The sequence below is a fragment of the Maricaulis sp. genome (assembly GCF_048270095.1).
Taxonomy (GTDB): Bacteria; Pseudomonadota; Alphaproteobacteria; order Caulobacterales; family Maricaulaceae; genus Maricaulis.
This window is the reverse complement of record NZ_JBLWTL010000015.1, coordinates 34,608-50,976: the sequence shown is the minus strand read 5'-3', so window position 1 is coordinate 50,976 and position 16,369 is coordinate 34,608. Positions and strand designations below refer to the sequence as shown.

16 protein-coding genes and 1 riboswitch are annotated in these 16,369 nt (G+C 63.6%); of the genes, 8 read left to right on the top strand and 8 right to left on the bottom strand.

What is annotated here, in order from left to right; translation table 11 throughout:
• Positions 1 to 13: 13 nt before the first annotated feature.
• From ACN0YJ_RS09785 to ACN0YJ_RS09750, 8 genes are all read left to right on the top strand, one after another.
• Positions 14 to 787: a thioredoxin domain-containing protein gene (locus tag ACN0YJ_RS09785; RefSeq protein ID WP_417478140.1), complete on the top strand. Its 774-nt coding sequence runs from the start codon at positions 14 to 16 to the stop codon at positions 785 to 787.
• A 4-nt stretch (positions 788 to 791) separates the two neighbouring features.
• A complete protein-coding gene (locus ACN0YJ_RS09780; protein ID WP_417478139.1) occupies positions 792 to 1,541 on the top strand; it encodes a DsbA family protein in 750 nt (249 codons plus the stop codon).
• A gap of 67 nt (positions 1,542 to 1,608) precedes the next feature.
• The gene (smc, locus tag ACN0YJ_RS09775) at positions 1,609 to 5,055 is read left to right on the top strand and encodes a chromosome segregation protein SMC (protein ID WP_417496074.1); all 3,447 of its coding nucleotides are present in this window, start codon (positions 1,609 to 1,611) and stop codon (positions 5,053 to 5,055) included.
• Between the two features lie 117 nt (positions 5,056 to 5,172).
• Positions 5,173 to 5,562: an AtpZ/AtpI family protein gene (locus tag ACN0YJ_RS09770; RefSeq protein WP_417478137.1), complete on the top strand. Its 390-nt coding sequence runs from the start codon at positions 5,173 to 5,175 to the stop codon at positions 5,560 to 5,562.
• Positions 5,563 to 6,324, top strand: coding sequence for a F0F1 ATP synthase subunit A (locus tag ACN0YJ_RS09765; protein ID WP_417496073.1), 762 nt, complete (start codon positions 5,563 to 5,565; stop codon positions 6,322 to 6,324).
• Positions 6,325 to 6,372: 48 nt separating this feature from the next.
• Positions 6,373 to 6,597, top strand: a complete 225-nt coding sequence (locus tag ACN0YJ_RS09760; protein WP_091769191.1) for a F0F1 ATP synthase subunit C — start codon at positions 6,373 to 6,375, stop codon at positions 6,595 to 6,597.
• Between the two features lie 43 nt (positions 6,598 to 6,640).
• Positions 6,641 to 7,240 carry a F0F1 ATP synthase subunit B' gene (locus ACN0YJ_RS09755; protein WP_417477598.1) on the top strand — a complete coding sequence of 200 codons (600 nt, stop codon included), beginning with the start codon at positions 6,641 to 6,643 and terminating at the stop codon, positions 7,238 to 7,240.
• Between the two features lie 12 nt (positions 7,241 to 7,252).
• Positions 7,253 to 7,756, top strand: coding sequence for a F0F1 ATP synthase subunit B (locus ACN0YJ_RS09750; protein ID WP_417477599.1), 504 nt, complete (start codon positions 7,253 to 7,255; stop codon positions 7,754 to 7,756).
• Positions 7,757 to 7,844: 88 nt separating this feature from the next.
• Here ACN0YJ_RS09750 and ACN0YJ_RS09745 read toward each other — a convergent pair whose 3' ends face one another.
• The 8 genes from ACN0YJ_RS09745 to ACN0YJ_RS09710 form a co-directional block, all read right to left on the bottom strand.
• Positions 7,845 to 8,138, bottom strand: coding sequence for a hypothetical protein (locus ACN0YJ_RS09745; protein WP_417477600.1), 294 nt, complete (start codon positions 8,136 to 8,138; stop codon positions 7,845 to 7,847).
• Between the two features lie 463 nt (positions 8,139 to 8,601).
• Positions 8,602 to 10,191 carry an aminomethyl-transferring glycine dehydrogenase subunit GcvPB gene (gcvPB, locus tag ACN0YJ_RS09740; RefSeq protein ID WP_417496072.1) on the bottom strand — a complete coding sequence of 530 codons (1,590 nt, stop codon included), beginning with the start codon at positions 10,189 to 10,191 and terminating at the stop codon, positions 8,602 to 8,604.
• Positions 10,191 to 11,534 (bottom strand): aminomethyl-transferring glycine dehydrogenase subunit GcvPA, encoded by a 1,344-nt coding sequence (gcvPA, locus tag ACN0YJ_RS09735; RefSeq protein WP_417496071.1) that lies wholly within the window; start codon positions 11,532 to 11,534, stop codon positions 10,191 to 10,193. The genes gcvPB and gcvPA overlap by 1 nt, the downstream gene beginning before the upstream one ends.
• A gap of 10 nt (positions 11,535 to 11,544) precedes the next feature.
• The gene (gcvH, locus tag ACN0YJ_RS09730) at positions 11,545 to 11,910 is read right to left on the bottom strand and encodes a glycine cleavage system protein GcvH (RefSeq protein WP_417477603.1); all 366 of its coding nucleotides are present in this window, start codon (positions 11,908 to 11,910) and stop codon (positions 11,545 to 11,547) included.
• Positions 11,911 to 11,948: 38 nt separating this feature from the next.
• Positions 11,949 to 13,046 (bottom strand): glycine cleavage system aminomethyltransferase GcvT, encoded by a 1,098-nt coding sequence (gene gcvT, locus ACN0YJ_RS09725; protein WP_417477604.1) that lies wholly within the window; start codon positions 13,044 to 13,046, stop codon positions 11,949 to 11,951.
• Between the two features lie 168 nt (positions 13,047 to 13,214).
• Positions 13,215 to 13,304: riboswitch (glycine riboswitch) on the bottom strand.
• 177 nt (positions 13,305 to 13,481) lie between these two features.
• Positions 13,482 to 13,871 carry a hypothetical protein gene (locus tag ACN0YJ_RS09720; protein WP_417477605.1) on the bottom strand — a complete coding sequence of 130 codons (390 nt, stop codon included), beginning with the start codon at positions 13,869 to 13,871 and terminating at the stop codon, positions 13,482 to 13,484.
• Positions 13,872 to 13,943: 72 nt separating this feature from the next.
• Positions 13,944 to 15,707 carry an arginine--tRNA ligase gene (gene argS, locus ACN0YJ_RS09715; RefSeq protein WP_417477606.1) on the bottom strand — a complete coding sequence of 588 codons (1,764 nt, stop codon included), beginning with the start codon at positions 15,705 to 15,707 and terminating at the stop codon, positions 13,944 to 13,946.
• Between the two features lie 4 nt (positions 15,708 to 15,711).
• The gene (locus ACN0YJ_RS09710) at positions 15,712 to 16,275 is read right to left on the bottom strand and encodes a hypothetical protein (RefSeq protein WP_417477607.1); all 564 of its coding nucleotides are present in this window, start codon (positions 16,273 to 16,275) and stop codon (positions 15,712 to 15,714) included.
• Positions 16,276 to 16,369 lie beyond the last annotated feature (94 nt).

Here is a 16,369-nt window from a genome sequence, read left to right as displayed (position 1 = left end):
GGGGACACCCGCAATGCAACTGACCCGACGCGTATTTTCCGCCATCGCCCTTACAGCAAGCCTGGCCTTGACTGCCTGTGGCGGCGAAACCGACCCGGCCGGCGCCAACCAGACCGCGTATGAGCGCGGCAGCGACCGCGCCATTGGCAGCCCCGATGCCTCGCTGACCATGGTTGAATACGCCTCGGTCGCCTGTGGCCACTGTGCTGCCTTCCACGAAGAAGTCTGGCCGATGATCGACACCAATTATGTCGAGACCGGCCGCATGCGCTATGTGTTCCGCGAAATGATCACCGGCTCGCCGCAATTCGCGATCGCCGGTTTTGCACTGGCGCATTGTGTCGCGCCCGAACGTTATTTCGACATGCTCGACCTGTTATTCCAGCAGCAGCGGGCCATCTTCCAGGCCGCTGGCCAGCCCGGCGGCGCGCGCAGCCAATACCTCGCCATTGCCCGTTCGATGGGGATGAGCGAAGCGGCGTTCGACGCCTGCCTCAATGACCAGGACATCAATGCCGAAATCGTTGCGGCCCATGAACGCGCCCTGGCCGAGGGTATCAACAGCACGCCACGCTTCCTGTTCAATGGTGAATTGCTTGAAGCACGCCGCGCGCCCGGTGCGTCAGAATACACCTATTTCCTGGGCAGCCGCCAGGTCATGATCGATGGCGAGCCCCTGCCCGGCATGGTCGATGCCGAAACATTCCGCATCCTGATCGACCATCTTTTGAGCCAGGTCGAGGGCGCGGCGTCCGCACCAGCCGATCCGGCCAGCACTGAGGACTAAGCTCTTGAAACCCATAGCCCGCCTTGTTTGCAGCCTCGTTCTGGCCACCTGCACATGGGGCGGGCTGACGGCCGCCGCCACAGCCGAGCATCCCGCCCAGGCCGAACGGCCGGGGGACAATGCCATCGGCGCAATCGATGCCGGTCTGGTGATCGTGGAATACGCCTCCTATGCCTGCCCGCACTGCGCGCATTTCCAGACCGACGCCTGGCCAACCATCCGGTCGGAATTCGTCGAGACCGGCCAGGTGCGCTATGTTTTCCGGCCCATGCTGACCAGCCCGCCACAAATCGCGGCGATTGGCATCGTGCTGGCCGCCTGTGCCGAGGATGACCGGTTCTTCAGTGCGACGGACCTCTTGTTCGCCGAGCAATCGGCCATATTCGAAGCGGCCCAGGCCCAGGGCAATGTCGGTGCGGTCTATGAGCGGATCGGCGCCGCTGTCGGGCTTTCCCCCGAAGCCCTGTCGGCCTGCTATGCCGACCCGGCCATGACGGAATTGGTCAATGCCCTCGCTGTCCAGGCCAATCAGGACGGCATCGCCGGCACGCCAAGTTTCATCATCGGCGGCAAGGTGATGAGCCTGGCCATGACCCCGGAAGGCGCGATTTTCAACTGGGGCGAGGCACCGCTACTGATCAATGGAGACAGGGTCCCCGCTCAATTGGACGGAGACACGTTCCGCCGAATCATCCTTCACTTCCTCGATGATGCCGCTGAAGGCATCGATCACGGGGCGGTTTCCGCGCATTAGGGGCGGCTGACTCGAGTGGAGAACCCGATTGCCGGCTGACGGCGATCAATAACGCGATGGAGGTCGGGTGAAGTTCACGCAGCTCCGGCTGACCGGTTTCAAATCATTCGTTGATCCGACCGAATTGCGGATTGACCCCGGACTGACTGGCGTGATCGGACCCAATGGTTGCGGCAAATCCAACCTGCTTGAAGCCCTGCGCTGGGTGATGGGGGCCACATCGGCCAAATCCCTGCGCGGTGGCGGTATGGAGGATGTGATCTTCTCCGGCACGGACAACCGCCCGGCGCGCAATCACGCCGAAGTCCTGCTCACCGTCGATAATTCAGACAAGCTCGCTCCGGCCCGCTTCAATGACGCCGCCAGCCTCGATGTGAGCCGCCGCATCACGCGCGGGGCCGGTTCAGCCTACAAGATCAATGGCGAGGAAGTGCGGGCCAAGGATGTCCAGCTGCTGTTTGCCGACGCCGGCACCGGTGCCAATTCCGCCGCCCTGGTGCGCCAGGGCCAGATCAGCGAGCTGATCGCCGCCAAGCCGGAAAATCGCCGCCGCATTCTCGAAGAAGCCGCCGGGGTCGCCGGTTTGCGCGCCCGCCGCCATGAGGCCGAATTGCGCCTGCGCGGCGCGGAAACCAATCTCGACCGGCTGCAGGAAGTGATCGACGAGATCGGCAGCCGCCACACCTCCCTGCAGAAACAGGCCCGCCAGGCGTCCCGTTATCGCAAGCTCTCGGCCAGCATCCGGACGCTGGAGGCCACGGTCTGGCTCAATCGCTGGCGCGCGGCCGCCAGCCTCGTCGAGGAGAGCGAGGCGATCCTGGTGGAAAAGCGCGAAAGCGCCGAGACCGCCACAGCGGCGGCGTCCGAAGCCCGTATCCAGGCCGAAATTCTGGCCGCCATGCGCGAGCCGGCGCGTTTGAAAGAGGCCGAAGCGGCTGCCGCGCTGCGTCATCTGGAGCGCGAGCGCGACCGGATCGAACGCGATGCCGCCGATGTCCAGCGCTCGATCGCCAGTCTGGAATCCCGGCTCGATGAACTTGCCTCCGCGGCCGGGCGCGAACAGCATATTGTCGATGATGCCACCGCCAGCCGGGACGAGGCCGCGAAGGAAGTCGAGCGGCTTGAGGCGGAAATGGCGCGCGAGAAGACCAGCCTGGCCGGGGCCGAGGCTGCAGCGCTCGATGCCGACACCCAGCGCCGCAGCAAGGAAGCCCTGCTCGACACCAAGGCCGGCGATGCGGCCGCGCGCCAGGCCGGGCTCGAAAGCGCGCGCCGCGATGCCGAACGCCTGGCCGCCCGGCTGGGCCAGATCGACCGAGAAATCGAAACCGCGGCCCGGGAGCGTGAAGCCCTGCTCGCCTCGTCGGCCCTGTCCGAGCTGGAGACCGCGGAAGCCGCCCTGCACACCAGAGAAACCGCGCATGAGGCCGCAAAGACGGCCTTCAATGCTGCCGAGCTGGCGCGCCAGGATGCCGAGGCCGAACAACAGGTCGCGATCGAAGCCTGGCGCGAGCTCTCGACCGAGCGCGACAGCCTGGCACGCGAGGCCGCAACGATCGAACGTCTGCTGGCCAGCGCGCTGCAGGACAATGTCTCACCGGCCCTCGATGCGGTTCGCGCCCGTCCGGGCTATGAACATGCGCTGGCGGCCGCACTGGGTGATGATCTCGACGCCTCGCTCGATGAAAGCGCGGCGCGGCACTGGCACAAGACCGATTGTCACGCCGACGCACTGCCCGGTGGCTGCGTGCCGCTCTCCGACCATGTCGAGGCGCCCGCAGCCCTGCGCGCGCGGCTCGATGCGGTCGGCGTGATCAAGCCTGAAAAGGCTGCCGCCGCGGCCGCGAAACTCAAGCCCGGTCAGCGCCTCGTCACCCGCGAAGGCGATCTGTGGCGCTGGGACGGACTGGTGGCCCGCGCCGACGCACCCTCGGCTGCCGTGGCCCGGCTGGAACAACGCAATCGTCTCGATGCCGTTGGCGAGACCCTCGCCGCCAGCGAGGCCGGCTTTGCCGACGCCACCGCCCGGCGCGACACGGCGCAGTCCGGACTGGCCGCTGCGCGGCAGGCGGAACAGTCCGCCCGCGCCGCCATTGCACCGGCCGAACGGGCCATTCGTGAGGCCCAGACCCGAATTACCGGTTTGCGCGAGACCGCGGCCCGGGCCTCGGCGCGCGCCGACGCGCTGGGCGAGCGGCTCGAACGCCTTTCCCTTGAGGCAGCTGACGGCAAAACGGCGCTGACCGCGGCCCAGGCGGTCGTCGAAACGGCCGCCCTTGCCGGCGAAGACACTGCAGCCCTCGAGCGTGCGCGTGAGAGCGCGGACAAGGCCCGCCGCGCGGCCGCCGATGCCCGCGCGGCGCTGGAAAGCGTCCGCCGGGAATCGGAGCTGCGCCGCCAGCGTCACCTCGCCGCCCGCCGTGACCGCGATGCCTGGGCGGAGCGCTGCCAGGCCGCTGCCGAGCGGATCGAACAGATTGCCGGTCAGGTTTCTGACACCAAGGCAGCACTGGAACAGGCCATCGCCCGCCCCGAAACGCTGCAGCAAAGCCTGCACGCGCTGACAGACCGGCTGGAAAGCGCCGGACGTGCGGCGAGTGAAGCGCGCGAGGCCCCGGCCGGTACCGAGGATGAACTCAAGGCCGCCGAAAGCGCGGCCCGTTCTGCGGAGAATGCGGCGTCGGCCGCCCGCGAAGGCCGCGCCGCCGCCGAAGCGCGGCTCGGCTCGGCGCGCGACCGGCTGGGCGAGACCACGGAACGCCTGCAGGACGCGACCGGCGAAGACCCGGCGGCGCTGTCGCGCAGGGTCACTGACGAGGATATTGATTCGCCGGGCACCGGCGATGTCGAACGCCGTCTCGACGAGGCCCGCCAGGCCCGTGACCGGCTCGGCGCCGTCAATCTGCGCGCCGATGAGGAAGCCGAGGAACTCGCCAAGCGGGTCGAGGATATGAGCCGCGAGCGCGATGATTTGCTCGCCGCGATTGACCGCCTGCGCAAGGCGGTCGACCAGTTGTCACGCGAGGGCCGCGCCCGGCTTCTGGAGGCCTTCGAGGTCGTCGATGCGCATTTCCGCACCCTGTTTGCGACCCTGTTCGAGGGCGGTCATGCCGAGCTGCGCCTGACCGAAAATGATGATCCGCTCGAAGCCGGACTGGAAATCTTCGCCTGCCCGCCCGGCAAGAAGATGGAAACGATGTCGCTGATGTCCGGCGGCGAACAGGCGCTGACGGCCTCGGCGCTGATCTTTGCCGTCTTCCTGTCGAATCCCGCGCCGGTCTGCGTGCTGGACGAAGTCGATGCCCCGCTCGATGACGCCAATGTCGATCGTTATTGCCGCATGCTCAACGAGATGCGGCGCATGACCGATACCCGCTTTCTCGTCATCACCCACAACCCGCTCACCATGTCGCGGATGGACCGGCTCTATGGTGTGACCATGTCGGAACGCGGGGTTTCCCAGCTTGTATCGGTCGACCTCGTCGGCGCCGAACAGCTGGTCGCCGCGGAATGACAGTTTTTCGCAAGTTTTTCAAAGATTTATTGCCCCAGCTCCATTGCTTGACACTCCAAGGGGCCGAGTCTAGTTTGCGCGCGCCTGCTGGGAGGCCCGGCGGGCGGACCGATTTCCATGTCTGAACGAGACGATAGACCGAAAACACCCGATCGTAGCGAGGATCTGAAGGATTTTGACCGGCGCCTGAGCGACAAGATCGCCCGGCACCGCGAAAAGACCCAACCAGAGACCGAGACGAGCAATGCCTGGAGTGTCAGCGTCAAATACGGTAGCGGCTTTGCCGGTGGCGTTTTGGTCGGGACGGCCCTGGGCTGGGCAGCGGACAAGTTTTTCGATATCGCGCCGTGGGGCATGCTGGTCGGAGTAATACTGGGTTTTGCGGCCGGCTTGCGCAATATCATGCGCGAGGCAGCTGCGGCGAATGCCGAGAATGCGGCCAAGGCCGAAACGACTGGATGTGACGCCGGCGCCATGCCGGGTTCTGACGCGACGAAAGAAGACTAGATGGCCTTGCTCGAAACAGATCCGATGCACCAATTCGTCGTGCAGCCCGTCCTGGAGCTGCCGACCCTGTTCGGAATCGACCTGACGATCACCAATTCGGCGCTCTTCATGATTGCGACGACCCTGGTCACCAGTTTCGGCCTGATCCTGCTGACCGGGCGCGGCGCCATGGTGCCGACGCGGTCGCAGTCGATCGCCGAGATACTCTATGGCTTTGTCGCCGATATGGTGCGCTCGATCATGGGCGAGGAAGGCCGCGCGGTCTTCCCCTATGTCTTCACGCTCTTCATCTTTATCCTGGTCGCCAACCTGCTGGGCATGCTGCCCGGCAGCTATACGGTGACCAGCCAGCTGGTCGTGACCCTCGCCCTCGGGCTGACCTCGATTGCCCTGGTGGTGATCACCGGCTTCATCAAGAATGGTTTCGGCTTTCTCAAGCTCTTCGCACCGGCCGGCCTGCCGCCAGTGATGTATATCCTGATCGTCCCGATCGAATTCATCTCCTTCCTGAGCCGGCCTTTCTCCCTGGCCATTCGTTTGTTCGCCAACATGATGGCCGGTCACACCCTGCTCAAATTGTTCGGCGGCTTCGTGCTCTCCCTGTCCAGCCTGGGCGCGATCGGCATTGCCGGCGCAGTGCTGCCGCTGGCCGTCGCGACGGCCGTCACCGCGCTTGAGCTGGTGATTGCCTTCCTGCAAGCCTATGTGTTCGCGGTTCTCACCTGCATCTATCTCAATGATGCCTTGCATCCGTCTCACTAAAGTTTTTCACCCTTCCAGCCACACACCTTATTCAACAGGAGCCATCCCATGGAAATCGAAGCAGCCAAGCAAATCGGTGCAGGCATTGCAGCTCTCGCCCTCGCAGGCGCCGGCGTCGGTATCGGTACCATCTTCGCCAGCTATCTTTCGGGCGCACTGCGCAACCCGTCTGCCGCAGCAGGTCAGTTCACGACTCTCCTGATCGGCTTCGCCCTGACCGAGTTCACCGGTCTTCTGGGTTTCGTCGTGGCGATGATCATCCTCTTCGGTTGATCCGTCTCCACCCGCTCCCATTGCCGTTCAAAGAGCATTGAAGATGATCAATTTCTCCGAATCCACATGGCTGGTCGGCCAGGCGCAGCCGCATGGCGAAGCCGCAACCGATCCGGCTCATGCGGCGGTCGAACATGCCGCCGAGGCACATGCCAGCGGCGGCCTGCCGCAGCTGGACGTCTCGACCTGGCCAGGACAATTGTTCTGGCTGGCGGTCACCTTCACCCTGCTCTATGTGATGATGTGGAAGGTTGTCCTTCCGCGCATCCGCAATGCCATTGAAGAACGGCGTGACCGTATCGCAGACGATCTCGATGCGGCCGCCGACCTCAAGCAGAAAGCCGACGATTCGGCGGCTGAATACGAACGCCTGCTCCTGGAGGCCCGCGCCAAGGCTCACGCCCTGGCCCTGGGCAACCGGGTCGAGGTCGACAAGGCCATGGCTGCCGAGGCAGCCCAGGCCGATCTCGAAATCGCCAAGCGTCAGGATGCCGCTGAGACGCGCATTGCCGACATGCGGACCAAGGCGCTGGCAAATGTCGAAACGATCGCTGTCGACGCCACACGGGCGATTATCGTTCAATTGACGGGGACCGAACTCGACGACAAGTCGATCCAGTCCGCCGTCAGTGACGGCCGCTAGAGGACGGACATCATGACATTCGACTGGATCCATCCAAACGAAGCGGCCTTCTGGGTCGCCCTGTCATTCTTCATCGTCATCGGTGGGCTGATCTATGTCCGCGTACCGGGCCTGGTCGCCAAGCAACTGGACGCCCGCGCCCAGGGGATTGCCGACGAGATCGCCGAAGCCCGCCGCCTGCGCGATGAGGCCCAGGAATTGCTCGCCAGCTTCCAGCGCCGCCAGCAGGACGCCGTTGAAGAGGCTGCAGCGATTGTCGCCCAGGCCAAGAATGAAGCCAAAATGCTGAAGAAGCAGGCTCGCGAGGAGATGGCGGAACGCCTCGAGCGTCGCACGGCCCTGGCCGAGCAGCGCATTGCCCAGGCCGAAGCGTCTGCCGCGGCTGATGTCCGCGCTGCCGCTGCCGATCTGGCGACGAAGGCCGCCGAGCACTTGCTCACCGCTTCAATGAAGAAGGCGGATCTGAACAAGCTGGTCGATGCCGACATCAAGCTGGTCGGCACGCAGTTCAACTAGGTCAGACCCGGATCACAGACAGCAAAAAGGCCCCCAGCGATCGCTGCGGGCCTTTTTTCTTTGCCTGGATCCCATCGGCGGGAGCGGCCTATTCGGCAGCGTCCTTTTCACCAAAGGCGAAGCGGACGCGCTTCCAGACCCATGGGAAACGGCGCAGGCCATCCGTGATGAAAGTGTGCGCGGTCTTGGAGGCGGCGGCCACCAGCACCAGACCAAACAGGCCCATCGGCAGGCCAACCGGGATAAGCGGCGTCACGAAGGCAACCGGCACGGCGAGGATCATCAGGATCACACCGATCGAAATCACAATGGTGCGGATCACGAACACGATCGCCGCACCGAATGCGTTCGAGCGTGCCAATCCGTTCAGTGCCTCATTCATGTGGTGACCATCCTTATAAACCCATCTGCCCGGTATGGTGCCGGCACCGGGCCGGTTTCAGGACTGAATAGATAACATCTAATTCGTAAACTTGGCCCCAATGCGAGGCAAAAGAGCCGAAAATCAGGCAGCGTCTGCGACTCATATTGCAGCTGTTGTATATGCGCACCGGATTCGCGAGGATCACCTGCCAGGGCAAACAATCATCCCGTCATTCCGGTACAGCGTGCGCCCTGCCCGCCGAAAGCCGGATATCAGAACTCATAATTTACCGCAGCCGGTATCACCCGCAGCCCTCTTCAGATGCGGCTTCGCTGGCGCGAACACAAGATGCGTGCACCGATTTTCGCATGAAAGATCTGTCACGTCGTCGCCCGGCCCCGACCGGCTGGCGCAAATCCGTGAAACCCCTCCCCCCGGCCGGGTGAAGTGACCCGGCCGGAGAGAGGGGTGTTTTACGCAGCTATTCCGCAGCGTCGGCAGCCGGTGTCCAGCGCAGGACCGGCTGGCGTGCTGCACGGGTCTCGTCGAGACGTTTGAGCGGGGCGTGAACCGGGGCTGCTGCGAAGCGGCCGGTCTCGCCGGCCTTGGCCGCTAGCGCGAGGGATTCCATGACCTCGATGAAACGGTCGAGACCGCCCCTGGACTCGGTCTCGGTTGGCTCGATCAGAATGGCGCCGTGGACGACGAGCGGGAAATACATCGTCATCGGATGATAGCCCTCATCGATCATCGCCTTGGCGAAATCGAGTGTCGTGACGCCCGTCCCCTTCAGGAAACGATCATCGAACAGGGCTTCATGCATGCAATGTCCTTCGAAGGCCTGCGTCATCACACCGTTCAGGCCCGCCAGGATATAGTTGGCATTGAGTACGGCATCATCGGCGACCTGTTTCAGGCCGTCGGCACCATGGCTCATCATATAGGTGAGCGCGCGGGTGAACATGCCCATCTGGCCATGGAAGGCCGCCATGCGGCCGAAAGGATGCAGATCCTTGCCGTCCAGCTCGCTCTCATGCTCGGCCATATGCATGATCGCCATGCCCTTGGGATTGTCTCGATCAATCATCAGCAGTGGCAGCGGTGCAAACGGGGCGAGCGCCTCGGACAACACCGTCGGACCGGCACCGGGACCGCCGCCGCCATGCGGCGTCGAGAAGGTCTTGTGCAGATTGATATGCATGGCATCAACGCCGAGATCGCCGGGGCGGACGCGCCCGACAATGGCGTTGAAATTGGCGCCATCGCAGTAGAAATACCCGCCGCAGCCATGAATCAGGTCGGCAATTTCCCTGATGTCACGCTCGAACAGGCCGCAGGTGTTGGGATTGGTCAGCATGATACCGGCGACATCATCGCCGAGCTTGGCCTTGAGCGCTTCCATATCGACGCGGCCACCGGCATCGGCCGGGATCTCGTCAACGGTGAAACCACACTGGACCGCGGTCGCCGGATTGGTGCCATGGGCTGATTCCGGCACCAGGACACGGCGGCGATGGGTCTGGCCATCAGCGTCGAGACGGGCGCGGATCGCCATCATGCCGCAGAACTCGCCATGCGCGCCGGCTTTCGGCGACAGGGCGACGGCCGGCATGGCGGTCAGTTTCAGAAGCCAATGGGCGAGCACGTCCATGACTTCATAGGCGCCCTGCACGGTCGAGGCCGGCTGCAGCGGGTGGACATCGGCAAAGCCGGGCATGCGCGCGACTTTCTCGTTGAGCCGCGGATTATGCTTCATCGTGCACGATCCGAGGGGGTAAAGGCCCAGATCGATCGCGTAATTCTTCCGGCTCAGACGCACATAATGGCGCATGGTTTCCGGCTCGGAGAGGCCAGGCAGACCAATCGGGGCCGTCCGCTCGAGGCCGCCAAGACGTGTCTTGCTGCCCTTCGGGGCCGGGAAATCAACGCCGGTGTTTTCAACACCGCCGCGCTCGAAGATCAACGGTTCGGCCTGTTCCAGACCGCGTGAGCCGGAAACAGTGTCGCCATAGCCGCCGGTGGCGACATTCTCGGCCATGCGGGTCGGACGCCCTTGAGTATTCATTGCCATCAGAGGACACCCCGCAAGGCTTTTTCGAACACGATCATATCACTCTCGGTATTGGTTTCCGTCGCCGTGACGAGGAGGAGGTCCTCGAACTGGCCGGGATAGAGCCGGCTGGCAGGCACGCCGCCGAGCACGCCGATACGGGCCAGCTCCTCGACCACTTCAGCCGCCGGTTTCGGCAGGCGCAGGGTGAATTCATTGAAGAAGCTGGAATTGAGCACTTCAACGCCCTCGATCGAGCCAAGCCGGTCGGCCAGATCGCAGGCGGTCTCGTGATTGAGACGCGCCAGGGTGCGCAGACCGGCTTCACCGAGCAAGGTCATATGGATGGTGAAGGCCAGCGAGCACAGGCCGGCATTGGTACAGATGTTGGACGTCGCCTTCTCGCGGCGAATATGTTGCTCGCGTGTCGACAGGGTCAGCACATAGCCGCGGCGGCCATCAGCATCGACGGTTTCGCCGGCCAGGCGGCCGGGCATTTGCCGGATGAAATTGCGCTCATTCTTGCAGGCAAACAGGCCAACATAGGGCCCGCCGAAATTGAGACCGACACCAATCGACTGGCCTTCGCCAACCGCGATATCCGCGCCCATATCGCCGGGCGCCTCGACCAGGCCGAGCGACACGGTTTCGGTGAAGACCGCGATCACCAGCGCGCCCTTGGCATGGGCAATCTCCGAGATGGCCCGCAGATCATGCAGCTGCCCGAAAATGTCCGGCGTCTGCACCACGACACAGGCGGTGGTCTCGTCGATCGCCGCGATCAGCTCGTCCAGCCCGCCGACCGCCGGCTGGGTCACAGCGATCTCGACATCGGAGTATTTCGCCAGCGTCTTGCTCGCCTCGACATAGTGCGGATGCACTGTGCCGGCCATCACGGCCTTGTCGCGCTTGGTCACACGCGCCGCCATCATCACCGCTTCGGCGCAGGCGGTGGAGCCGTCATACATCGAGGCATTGGCGACATCCATGCCGGTCAGAAGCGCGACCTGGGTCTGGAATTCAAACAGGGTCTGCAAAGTCCCCTGGCTGATCTCCGGCTGATAGGGCGTGTAGGCGGTGAGGAATTCGGAGCGCTGGATCAAATGATCCACCGTCGACGGGATATGGTGGCGATAGGCCCCTGCCCCCAGGAAGAACGGTACCGATCCGGCCGAGATGTTGCGCGAGGCCATGGCCGACATGGCGCGCTCAACGGCGAGTTCGCCCTGTTTGAGCGGTAGATCGACCAGGCCGTTCAGACGGGCCGCTTCGGGCACATCGGTGAAGAGATCATCAATCGAAGCGACGCCAATCGCCTCGAGCATCGCCTTGCGGTCGGAATCGATATGGGGGAGGTAGCGCATGAGATGAGCCTTAAGCGATGTGGGCGTTATAGGCAGCTTCGTCCATCAGACCGTCGAGCTGGGAGGCGTCCGACATCTTGATCTTGACGAACCAGCCGGCACCGGCGGCGTCTTCATTGACGGTGGCAGGTGCATCGTCGAGCACGGAATTGATGGCAATGATCTCGCCATCAATCGGGGCATAGACTTCCGAGGCGGCCTTGACCGATTCGACGACGGCAAACTCATCGCCCTTCGCCAGCGTCTTGCCGGTATCGGGCAATTCGACGAATACAACATCGCCGAGCTGTTCGGCGGCGTGAACGGTGATGCCGACGGTTGCGACATCGCCCTCAACGGTGATCCATTCATGGTCTTCGGTGTAACGCGTGGTCATGGTGTGTCTCCTGCCCCAGATAATCTGGATTGATTGATTTAGCCCCGGAAGAAATTATTTGGCACGAACGGCAATTTGGTCACCATCGCCGGGCGTGGCTTTCCGCGCACGATGAGATCGAGCTCTGTGCCTTCAGCCATGAAGTCGCGCTCGACATAGCCCATCGCGACCGGACCATTGAAGGTCGGGCCGAAACCGCCAGAGGTGACGACGCCGATGATCTTGCCGTCCCTGGTCGCGATCTCGGCGCCTTCGCGCGCCGGTGCGCCGGACAGGGTCAGGCCGATGCGCTTTTGTGAGGTCTTGGCGTCGATCTGTTGCTGAATGACGGCGGCGCCCGGAAAATCGCCACGCTCGCGGCGGGTCTTGGCCAAAGCCCAGATCAGCGAGGCCTCGACCGGCGTGCGCGTCGTGTCCATGTCATGGCCATACAGGCAGAGCCCGGCTTCCAGACGCAGCGAGTCGCGCGCGCCCAGGCCAATCGCCTCAACCTCGTCCTGGGCCAGCAGGAGCCGTGCAATACGGACCGCATCGGCTTGCGGGATGGAGATCTCGAACCCGTCCTCGCCGGTATAACCCGAACGCGACATCAACACCTGGACGCCATCGAGGGTGAAGGCGCCGCACTGCATGAAGACCAGCTTGCAGGCGTCGGGGCAAAGCCGCGCCATCACGTCTTTCGCGGCCGGGCCCTGCAGCGCCAGAAGCGCGCGGTCCTCAAGCCGGACCAGCTTGCCCTTGCCGGCCGTTCCGGCTTCGAGATGGGCGAAATCCTGGTCCTTCATCGCCGCATTGACGACGAGGAATATCCCGTCGCCATCCGGACGCGAGACCATCAGGTCGTCGCGAATCCCGCCCTCGTCATTCAGGAGCAGGGTGTATTTCTGTTCGCCGGCACCAAGCAGGGCGAGATCACAGGTCAGCAGCGCCTCGAGCGCGGCCTCATCGCCGGTATAGCGCGCCTGCCCCATATGGGAGACATCGAACAGGCCGGCCTTCTCGCGGGTCTGCTTGTGCTCACCCATGATGCCGAGCGGATACTGGACCGGCATGTCATAGCCCGCGAACGGCACCATTTTGCCGCCCAGTTCGAGATGCAGGGCATGGAGTGGAGTTTTGTGGAGAATTTCGGTCATTGACGGGTCCTGACAAGAGCGCTGATCCTGCCTGCGGTGATCCGCCGGCAAGTCGTCGCCCCCGCTGTCCCGTGACCTGAGAGATTCCGCGCGAACCCGCCCTTGCGAGACACGCTTGCTCCGTCGGTGGAGTTAAAGCCTTTCGGCCCCACTCACTTTCCAGCGTTTGTCTCTCTCGCGGTCCGTCTGCCTGAGCGTTTCCGGGGCGGTTGCGCCTTCGGCGCCGGCCTGTTCGCCGGTCTCTCCCGCGAGGAGATATAGCCCGCCAGGCGCGTCTCGCGACGGGCCTGGAAGTTGGTGCGCACTCTTAGTATCCCGGACGCCGGAGTCAATGCGCGAAGACGGGTGACGCCTCGCTTTTCCCGCAGAAAAGGCGGTGGCCTCGGCGTGACTTCCAGATGGCAGGCTTGGCGACCGGCTCGCCTGTGAGGGCCGTCACTCGCCCTGATAGGACAGATGCACGCAAGCGAGGAGCGAGTTCTGGAGGATTTGCGAGAAGCCGGTCTGGGTTTCCAGACTCATGGCGCCGGCCTCGGCCGCCGCGGTATCGCGCGCCGCCTCCCAGTCCTCGATCAGGGATTGCTCGCGTAGCGCCCCCTGCATGCCGAGCGCGAAGGCGCGATAGATCCCGCCGCCGCCCGCCTCACTTACACGGGCGTCGAAACAGGCACAGAATGCCGTGTGATCCACCGGCTCGCCGCCGCTATGCCCGACTTGCTGAATGCGGCAACCATGTTGCAGCCAGTCAGAATACTGCGCCGGATCATCGGCAAAAACGGGCTGGGCGAGTCCGGCAAGCGATAGGACCAGGCTGGCAAACATCATGATTCATCCTCAAGGCTGAAGCATAAGAATAGCGGCGTGCGCGGCGCTCACCCTCCCCCGTTCAGGGGAGCGCTACATGCGTTCGGGAGCTTCCAGCCCGAGCAGGTGCAGGCTGAGCTCGAGCTGTTTCAATGTCGCTTCGGCCAGCGCCAGCCGCGAGGACCGGGTCGCCTCATCGGGAGCCCCGAGGATCGGGCAGGCGGAATAGAATTTCGAGAAGGCCTGGGCCAGCGAGAAGGCGTGATCGCACAGGGCATTGGGGGCCCGGTTGTCGATCGCCTGATCAATCGCGGAACCAAAGGCATCAAGCGCCAGCACCAGGTCGCGTTCCTCATCGGCCTCGACCGAAATCGCGCCGGGCTTCACTCCGGCGTCCGCGGCCTTGCGCATGAGCGATTTTACCCGCACGGCCGCGTAGAGGAGGTAGGGACCGGTCTTGCCTTCGAAACTGGTGAAACGGTCCAGGTCGAACACGTAGTTCGTGGTGCGGTAATTTTGCAGATCGGCGAATTTGATCGCCGCCAGTCCGACCATGCGCGCCACCCGGTCATGCTCTTCTGGCCCGACATCGGCGGCCAGACCCGCTTCCTTGAGGCGTTGCCCGGCGCGTTCAATGGCGGAAGCGATCAGGTCGGCGAGCCGGAATGTGCCGCCATCGCGGGTGCGCAAACGCTTGCCATCACTGCCATTGACCGAGCCGAAATTGACATGCTCGAGGGCGCCGTCCTTGACCAGGCCGGCTTTCTCGGCGGCACGGAAGACTTGCTGGAAATGATTGCCCTGGGCGCTGTCGACGACATAGAGCGTCAAATCGGGCCCGAAGCTCGCCTTGCGGTCGAGGATCGTCGCCAGATCCGTGGTGCCATAAAGCGATGCACCGCCGGAGGTGACGAGGATGAGCGGCGGCAATTCCTTCTTGTCGTCCTCGCGGGCGATATGGACCACCCAGGCGCCATCGCTGAGCTCGGCAACGCCACGCTGTTTGAAGTCCTCGACCATGGCCGGAATGAGCGGATCGACATCGCTCTCGCCCTTCCACAGGTCGAAATGCACGCCGAGCGCATCGAAATCCTGCTTCAGTGCCGCGATCGAGACCGCGATGAAATGGTTCAGCAGCGCCCGGTAGCCGGCACGTCCGGCCTGCAGCTCGGCTGTTGCCTTGCGCGAGAGTTCGAGGCGGTCGGCATCATCCTTGGCCTTCTTCGAGGCAAGCGGGTAGAGCCGGGCCAGATCATCAATATTGACCGGCGCTTCGTCGGGATAGGGTCCGGAATAATTCGCGTCGAAATAGGGAAGGCCGGGCTGTTCTTCACGCAATTCAGTGATGAGATGGCCCATTTGCAGGCCCCAATCGCCAAGATGGATGTCGGACACCACATCATCGCCGCGAAAGCGCAGCAGACGCTGCAGGCTGTCGCCCAGCACCGAGGAGCGCAAATGGCCGACATGCATCGGCTTGGCGACATTGGGACCGCCGAAATCGATCATCACCTTGCGCGGCGCGTCCGTCACCGGGGCACCGGCGCGATCATCGCCGGCGATCTCGGCGGCGCGCGCATCATAGGCGTCCTGGGCCGGGGTCAGATTGATGAAGCCCGGTCCGGCAATCTCGGCGGCGGCGATCAGCGGATCGCCGGCAATCGCGTCGACGATTTTCTGCGCCAGCTCGCGGGGATTCGTCTTCGCCTGCTTGGCCGCCGGCATGGCGCCATTGCACTGAAAGGGCGCCGTTCCGGACTTGGTCGCAGGCGTGACACGGCCCAGCTCGCGCGGCAGCTGGAGTGAAGCGAACGCGTCGCCCAGTTTCGCACTGAGCTGATCGGCTATTGAAGGCATGAAATCAGTCCTGGCCGGCACCCACGCGGAAGCGTTGGCCACTGCGATTGAAAGCAAGTTGTTCGGCCGTCAGTTCGAAACCGGTCAGGATTTCGAAATTGGTTCCCGACGTGTCGGCATTGGCGCGCGGGATCGAAATCGCATCAATCGTTTCGGTCAGGTAGACCCGGTCCTCGCCGGCCCGGAACCGGACATTGATCGGGAAGACCTGTTTTTCGATGACACCGATATCGCGACGCGTCACGGCGACGAAATACTCGTAGACATGCGTGTCGCCCTGGGCAGCCGGGCCGCGGCCGAAGGCCATGTCCAGCTCGAGATTGGCGATGATCGGCCGCTCGCCATAATAGCTGCACAGCGAACGCACGCCGAGTATTTCGCCGGTAAAGCCGACATTTTCAAAGCGGACATCTCCGCTATCAAGCTCGACGATGCGGTGCGCATCATACAATGACATCGCCGACGGGCACGGGCCGATATTGGGCTGCTCCGTCTCAAATACATCACTGACGGTCTGGCAGCCATTGAGTAAGATGGCGGCCGCGGCGAGAATGGCAAAAGAACGCATAGTGCATTACCTGACTTGAATACCCGCCCGGCCTCTGGATAGCGCCAAGCCCCTTTGTTAGGACGGTCATACGATGCGTACGAGACGTGCGCAA

Excerpts from the sequence above, each read along its gene's own strand:
- ACN0YJ_RS09785 (WP_417478140.1), top strand. The coding sequence starts at position 14 with ATGCAACTGACCCGACGCGTATTTTCCGCCATCGCCCTTACAGCAAGC.
- ACN0YJ_RS09770 (WP_417478137.1), top strand. The coding sequence starts at position 5,173 with ATGTCTGAACGAGACGATAGACCGAAAACACCCGATCGTAGCGAGGAT.
- ACN0YJ_RS09765 (WP_417496073.1), top strand. The coding sequence starts at position 5,563 with ATGGCCTTGCTCGAAACAGATCCGATGCACCAATTCGTCGTGCAGCCC.
- ACN0YJ_RS09760 (WP_091769191.1), top strand. The coding sequence starts at position 6,373 with ATGGAAATCGAAGCAGCCAAGCAAATCGGTGCAGGCATTGCAGCTCTC.
- ACN0YJ_RS09755 (WP_417477598.1), top strand. The coding sequence starts at position 6,641 with ATGATCAATTTCTCCGAATCCACATGGCTGGTCGGCCAGGCGCAGCCG.
- ACN0YJ_RS09750 (WP_417477599.1), top strand. The coding sequence starts at position 7,253 with ATGACATTCGACTGGATCCATCCAAACGAAGCGGCCTTCTGGGTCGCC.
- ACN0YJ_RS09745 (WP_417477600.1), bottom strand. The coding sequence starts at position 8,138 with ATGAATGAGGCACTGAACGGATTGGCACGCTCGAACGCATTCGGTGCG.
- gcvPB (WP_417496072.1), bottom strand. The coding sequence starts at position 10,191 with ATGGCAATGAATACTCAAGGGCGTCCGACCCGCATGGCCGAGAATGTC.
- gcvPA (WP_417496071.1), bottom strand. The coding sequence starts at position 11,534 with ATGCGCTACCTCCCCCATATCGATTCCGACCGCAAGGCGATGCTCGAG.
- gcvH (WP_417477603.1), bottom strand. The coding sequence starts at position 11,910 with ATGACCACGCGTTACACCGAAGACCATGAATGGATCACCGTTGAGGGC.
- gcvT (WP_417477604.1), bottom strand. The coding sequence starts at position 13,046 with ATGACCGAAATTCTCCACAAAACTCCACTCCATGCCCTGCATCTCGAA.
- ACN0YJ_RS09720 (WP_417477605.1), bottom strand. The coding sequence starts at position 13,871 with ATGATGTTTGCCAGCCTGGTCCTATCGCTTGCCGGACTCGCCCAGCCC.
- argS (WP_417477606.1), bottom strand. The coding sequence starts at position 15,707 with ATGCCTTCAATAGCCGATCAGCTCAGTGCGAAACTGGGCGACGCGTTC.
- ACN0YJ_RS09710 (WP_417477607.1), bottom strand. The coding sequence starts at position 16,275 with ATGCGTTCTTTTGCCATTCTCGCCGCGGCCGCCATCTTACTCAATGGC.